The organism is Streptomyces sp. WELS2, from assembly GCF_013870595.1.
In the GTDB taxonomy this organism is placed as follows: domain Bacteria; phylum Actinomycetota; class Actinomycetes; order Streptomycetales; family Streptomycetaceae; genus Streptomyces.
Genome location: NZ_JACBWZ010000381.1, coordinates 1 through 5,797, shown reverse-complemented (window position 1 = coordinate 5,797; position 5,797 = coordinate 1). Strand labels below are relative to the sequence as shown.

Annotated in this window: 5 protein-coding genes and 1 pseudogene; 2 read left to right on the top strand and 4 right to left on the bottom strand. The window is 72.8% G+C overall.

The features are described from left to right. The 3 genes from H5J33_RS21060 to H5J33_RS21050 all read right to left on the bottom strand — a co-directional run. The coding region (locus H5J33_RS21060; RefSeq protein WP_309485456.1) for an ArsA-related P-loop ATPase at positions 1-459 on the bottom strand (459 nt) is incomplete at its 3' end. Between the two features lie 80 nt (positions 460-539). Further along, a complete protein-coding gene (locus H5J33_RS21055) occupies positions 540-983 on the bottom strand; it encodes an SRPBCC family protein (RefSeq protein WP_181796480.1) in 444 nt (147 codons plus the stop codon). Positions 984-1,107: 124 nt separating this feature from the next. Continuing rightward, the gene (locus H5J33_RS21050) at positions 1,108-1,905 is read right to left on the bottom strand and encodes a metallophosphoesterase (RefSeq protein ID WP_181796479.1); all 798 of its coding nucleotides are present in this window, start codon (positions 1,903-1,905) and stop codon (positions 1,108-1,110) included. 296 nt (positions 1,906-2,201) lie between these two features. Between H5J33_RS21050 and H5J33_RS21045 the strand changes: the two genes are divergently transcribed. Beyond that, positions 2,202-3,998, top strand: coding sequence for a long-chain fatty acid--CoA ligase (locus H5J33_RS21045; protein ID WP_181796478.1), 1,797 nt, complete (start codon positions 2,202-2,204; stop codon positions 3,996-3,998). Between the two features lie 80 nt (positions 3,999-4,078). On the opposite strand, the gene H5J33_RS21040 is transcribed toward H5J33_RS21045, so the two are convergent. Continuing rightward, on the bottom strand, positions 4,079-5,224 hold the full coding sequence (locus H5J33_RS21040; RefSeq protein WP_181796477.1) for a glycosyltransferase family 4 protein: 1,146 nt from the start codon (positions 5,222-5,224) through the stop codon (positions 4,079-4,081). Between the two features lie 129 nt (positions 5,225-5,353). Here H5J33_RS21040 and H5J33_RS21035 point away from each other — a divergent pair. After that, positions 5,354-5,797, top strand: a pseudogene (locus H5J33_RS21035) (hypothetical protein); the annotation flags it as partial.

Sequence of the window (5,797 nt, the reverse complement as noted above, 5' to 3'; positions counted from 1 at the left end):
GCGCAGATAGCGGCGCAGTTCCTCGGGCAGACCGAGCAGGGCGAGGGCCCCGGGGAGCGGCGGGAGGTCCACGACGAGCAGGTCGTAGCGCTCGGAGAGGGCCGCGTCGCGCAGGGCGCGCAGGAAGGACAGTTCCCCGGCGCCGGGCAGCGGGGTGACCTCCTCGGCGTCCAGGCGGGCGGCGCCGAGCAGGTCGAGGACGCTCTCGGCGCGGGTCTGGAAGGCGGTGAGGTCCCGCCGGAAGCCTTCGGCGGCGTCCGGGCGCCAGACGGTCAGGTGCGGCGCGGCCTCGGTGGGGGCCGCTCCTGTCGGGGTGCCCAGGGCCGCGCCCGGGGTGTCGGTGCGGTCGGCGCTCAGCAGGAGGGTGCGGTGGCCCGCACGGGCGGAGGTGAGCGCGGTGGCCGCGGCGAGGGTCGTCCGGCCACTGCCGCCCGGGCCCATGATCAGGAGGGTGCGCATGAGGCTGAACCGTACCCGTCGTGGGCGGCGGGGTGAGCCGGGAAGGCCCTGCCCCGGGGACGTCGGTGAACTCCGGGGAGCTACTTCCCCAGGGACTCGACCCGCTCCTTCAGGCCCGCCAGCGCCCGGTCGATGACGACCTTCTCCGCCTTGCGCTTGATCATGCCGAGCATGGGGATCTTGACGTCGACGGTGAGCTGGTAGGTGACCTCGGTGGCGCCCTGGCCGGCCGGCTTCAGCAGGTAGGAGCCGTCCAGCGAGCGCAGCATCTGGGACTTGACCAGGGTCCAGGAGACCTCGTGGTCGCCGTGCCAGGTGTAGGCGAGGGTCTGGTCGTCCTTGATGGCGCCGGCGTCCATGACGAGGCGGACCCGCTCGGCGCGGCCGTGCTCGTCGGCGGAGAGGACCTCGGCCTCCTTCACCTCGCCGGTCCAGTCCGGGTAGCGCGCGAAGTCGGCGATCACCGCCATGACGTCGGCGGGGGCCGCCTCGATCGTGATGCTCGAACTGGTGTGTTCCGCCATCGCCGTGGCTCCTCCGGATGCGCGCCGTGTGGGAGAGGTCGTGTGTGCGCCGGGCCGCGCACGTGTGTGCAGCGTGAAGGCTACCGCGCCGCCGACCAGCCGCCTTCACCCCACCTGGGGTGCCTCACCACTCCAGGACCCAGGGGGTGCCGGTGCTCGCGAAGTGGCCGACGTTCACGCACTCGGTGGCGCCGATCCGCATCCGGCGCGCGAGCGGCTGGTGCACATGGCCGAAAAGGGCGTACCGGGGCCGGGTGCGGCGGATGGCGTCCAGCAGGGCCCGGCTGCCCCGCTCGAAGCGGCGGGCCACGGTGTCGTAGACGAGTTCGGGCACCTCGGGCGGGATGTGGGTGCACAGCACGTCGACCTCGCCGACGGCCTCGATCTTCGCCGCGTACTCCTCGTCGCCGATCTCGTACGGCGTGCGCATCGGGGTGCGCAGGCCGCCGCCGACGAAACCGAAGGTCCACCCGCCGATCTCCACCCGCTGTCCGTCGAGGACCGTGGTGCCGGGCCGGGCGTACTCCTGCCAGAGCTGCGGCATGTCGACATTGCCGTAGGTGGCGTACGTCGGTGCGGGGAACGCGGCGAACAGTTCTTCGTACTGCCGGCGCACCGCCTTCTCGATGGCGGCGGCCCGGTCGGTGCCGATGCCGCCCCACAGCCGGGCGCCGAACTCGCGGGCCTCGGCGAACCGGCGGGCGGTGCGCAGCTCGACGATGCGGTCCGCGTTCTCCTTGCCGAACAGGTCGGGGAAGATCCCGCGCGAGTGGTCGGCGTAGTCGAGGAAGAGGACGAGGTCGCCCAGGCAGACCAGGGCGTCGGCACCGTCGCCGGCCCGGGCCAGGTCTCGGGCGTTGCCGTGCACGTCGCTGACCACGTGGACCCGGGTCCGCCGCTCGCCGGTGCGTGTGGATGCCATGGTGATCAAGAGTAGGCGTGTGGGGGCGCAGGTGAACAGTGCCGGTCCGGCCTGCGGTTACTCGCCGGTCGGTTGGGCCGTGGACTACTGTGCGCGAAGGAAAGCCCGCGTGTGTGACGCACCGAACATCTCGCCGGGACCCCCTGTCGTAGACGCCATACCGGCGGGTAACGTCCGGGCAGTCCAGTCGTGCTCGGATTTCAGCCACCGAAGACCCGAGCACCTGCCCGAGCCTTGGACCGCACCGTCGCATCGCACAACGTCGTGGCGCCGGCGCCCTATGAGGAGCAGCAGTCTTGCGCGAGTTCAGCCTTCCGGCTTTGTACGAGGTCCCTGCGGACGGAAATCTGACCGATATCGTCCGCAGAAACGCCGCGCAGCACCCCGACGTCGCCGTCATCGCCCGCAAGACGGAGGGTGTCTGGCGGGACGTGACCGCCCGGGAGTTCCTGGCCGAGGTCCGCACGGCGGCCAAGGGTCTGATCGCCGCCGGGGTGCAGCCGGGCGACCGGGTGGGCCTGATGTCCCGGACGCGCTACGAGTGGACGCTGCTGGACTTCGCGATCTGGAGCGCGGGCGCCGTCACCGTGCCGGTGTACGAGACCAGTTCGCCGGAGCAGGTGCGCTGGATCCTGTCCGACTCGGGCGCGACGGCCTGTGTGGTGGAGCTGGACAATCACGCGGCGGCCGTGGAGTCGGTGCGCGAGTCGCTGCCCGCGCTGAAGCACGTCTGGCAGATCGAGGCCGGGGCCGTGGCCGAACTGGGCCGGCTCGGCCAGGGCGTGTCGGACGAGACGGTGGAGGAGCGCGGCTCGCTCGCCCGGGCCGACGACCCGGCGACCATCGTGTACACCAGCGGCACCACCGGGCGCCCCAAGGGCTGTGTGCTCACCCACCGCAGCTTCTTCGCCGAGTGCGGGAACGTGGTGGAGCGGCTGCGTCCGCTGTTCCGCACCGGTGAGTGCTCCGTGCTGCTCTTCCTGCCCCTCGCCCATGTCTTCGGCCGGCTGGTGCAGGTGGCGCCGATGATGGCGCCGATCAAGCTGGGCTGTGTCCCGGACATCAAGAACCTCACCGACGAACTCGCCGCGTTCCGGCCGACGCTGATCCTCGGTGTGCCCCGGGTCTTCGAGAAGGTGTACAACGCGGCGCGCGCCAAGGCGCAGGCCGAGGGCAAGGGCAAGATCTTCGACAAGGCGGCGGACACCGCGATCGCCTACAGCAAGGCGCTGGACACCCCCTCCGGCCCGTCGCTCGGCCTGAAGCTGAAGCACAAGCTCTTCGACAAACTGGTCTACGGCAAGCTGCGCGCGGTCCTCGGCGGCCGGGGCGAGTACGCCATCTCCGGCGGCGCCCCGCTCGGCGAGCGGCTCGGCCACTTCTTCCGGGGCATCGGCTTCACGGTGCTGGAGGGGTACGGCCTGACCGAGTCCTGCGCGGCGACGGCGTTCAACCCGTGGGACCGGCAGAAGATCGGCACGGTCGGGCAGCCGCTGCCCGGTTCGGTGGTGCGGATCGCGGACGACGGCGAGGTGCTGCTGCACGGCGAGCACCTGTTCAAGGAGTACTGGAACAATCCGGGCGCGACGGCGGAGGCGCTGGCCGACGGATGGTTCCACACCGGGGACATCGGCACCCTGGACGAGGACGGCTATCTGCGCATCACCGGCCGCAAGAAGGAGATCATCGTCACCGCGGGCGGCAAGAACGTGGCCCCGGCGGTGATCGAGGACCGGATCCGGGCGCACGCGCTGGTCGCGGAGTGCATGGTGGTGGGCGACGGGCGGCCGTTCGTGGGCGCGCTGGTCACCATCGACGAGGAGTTCCTGGGCCGTTGGGCCGCCGAACACGGCAAGCCGGCGAACTCCACGGCGGCGACCCTGAAGGACGACCCGGATCTGCTCGCGGCGATCCAGGCGGCGGTGGACGACGGCAACGCGGCGGTGTCGAAGGCCGAGTCGGTGCGCAAGTTCCGTGTGCTGTCCGCCCAGTTCACCGAGGAGTCGGGACATCTGACGCCGTCGCTGAAGCTGAAGCGGAACGTGGTGGCGAAGGATTACGCGGACGAGATCGAGGCGATCTACGCCAAGTAGCCGCCGGCGCCCTCCGGGGCGCCGGGTCCCTTCCAAAGCGCCCGGTCGCCTGGGGAGCGCCGGGTCCCTTCGGGGGCGCTTCAGTCCAGCAGTGTCCTCAGGTTCTCCGCCAGCAGGTCCCAGCGCCACGTCTCCTCCACCCAGCGGCGGCCCCGCTCGCCCATCCGCCGTCGCAGTGCGGGGTCCTTCAGGAGGGTCACGATGCGGTCGGCGGCCTCGGCGGGCTCGCCGCCCCGGACCACCCAGCCGGTCTCGCCGTCCAGGACCGCGTCGGGGGCGCCGCCCGAGTCGCCCGCGACGACGGGCAGGCCGGTCGCGGAGGCCTCCAGGTAGACGATGCCGAGGCCCTCCACGTCCAGGCCGCCGCGCCGGGTGCGGCAGGGCATGGCGAACACGTCCCCGGCGCCGTAGTGCGCGGGCAGCTCCGCCCAGGGCACGGCGCCGGTGAAGCGCACCGAGCCGGCGACGCCGGTCTCCCGGGCGAGGCGCCGCAGGTCCCGTTCGTAGGGGCCGCCGCCGACGATCAGCAGCACGGTGTCCGGTTCGGCGGCCAGGATCCCGGGCATGGCCCGGATCAGGGTGTCCTGGCCCTTGCGCGGCACCAGCCGGGAGACGCAGACGACGACCGGCCGGTCGGTGAGGCCGAGCCGCGCGCGGACCGCGTCGCCGCCGGAGCCGGGGTGGAAGGTCTTCTCGTCCACGCCCGGCGGCAGTCGCACCATCCGCGAGGCCGCGCGCGGGGTCAGGGCGCCGGCGATCCGGGAGCGGGTGTACTCGCCGAGGTAGGTGAGCGTGTCCGTGGACTCCCCGATCCGGCGCAGCAGTTGCCGGGCGGCGGGCAGCTGGGCCCAGCCGGCCTCGTGCCCGTGGGTGGTGGCCACCAGCCGCTCGGCGCCGGCCTCGCGCAGCGCGGGGGCCATGAGCCCGAGCGGGGCCGCCGCGCCGAACCACACCGCGGTGCAGTCGTGCTCGCGCAGCAGCCCGGCCGCGCGCCGGGTGGCCCGGGGGGTGGGCAGCAGCATGGTGGCGCGGTCGCGGACGACGGTGAAGGGCTGCTCGGCGTCGAAGGCCGCGGTGGCCTCGGCGCCCTCCCGGCCGCGCTTCCAGGTGGAGGCGTAGACGACCAGCCGGCCGGGGTCCAGGCGGAGGGCCATGTTGTGCAGGAAGGCCTGGATGCCGCCCGGCCGGGGCGGGAAGTCGTTGGTGACGATCAGGGTCTTTCGCATCGCCGCCGACCCTACCGAACGGGCCGCCCCCGGCCGGGCGCGGCCGGGTCTGTGGCACGCGCACGGGATCGGGGGACATCATGGTCGCTCGAAGCGGATTCGAAGCGGATTCGAACGGCAGGGGATCACGTGGAGACGAAGGGCGCCGGGCGGTCCCCGCTGTGGCCGCTCGCGGCCTGGGCGGTGACCCGCGCGGCGCTGCTGCTGTTCGTGTTCCGGGTGTACGTCTTCCCGGGCCCGGACGTCACCTCGGACGTGTCGGTGATCTACCGCGGCTGGTACGAGGTGCTGCGCCAGGGAACGTTTCCGCTGGACGACGTCACCTGGCAGTACCCGCCCGCCGCGGCCCTCGCGATCCTCTCCCCCGCCGCCCTGCCCTTCCTGTCGTACGCGCACGCCTTCTTCACGCTGGCGTGCCTGTCCGACGCCGTGGTGCTGGCGCTGCTGGCGTACGCGGGCGGCCGGCCCGGCCGGTCCCCGCGCGGGGCCTGGGTGTGGGTGGCGGGCGTCCCGCTGCTCGGGCCGACGGTGTACGCCCGCTACGACCTGATGGTGACCGCGGTGGCCGTGGCG

Coding starts and splice junctions, on each gene's coding strand:
- H5J33_RS21055 (WP_181796480.1), bottom strand. CDS start 983: ATGGCGGAACACACCAGTTCGAGCATCACGATCGAGGCGGCCCCCGCC.
- H5J33_RS21040 (WP_181796477.1), bottom strand. CDS start 5,224: ATGCGAAAGACCCTGATCGTCACCAACGACTTCCCGCCCCGGCCGGGC.
- H5J33_RS21050 (WP_181796479.1), bottom strand. CDS start 1,905: ATGGCATCCACACGCACCGGCGAGCGGCGGACCCGGGTCCACGTGGTC.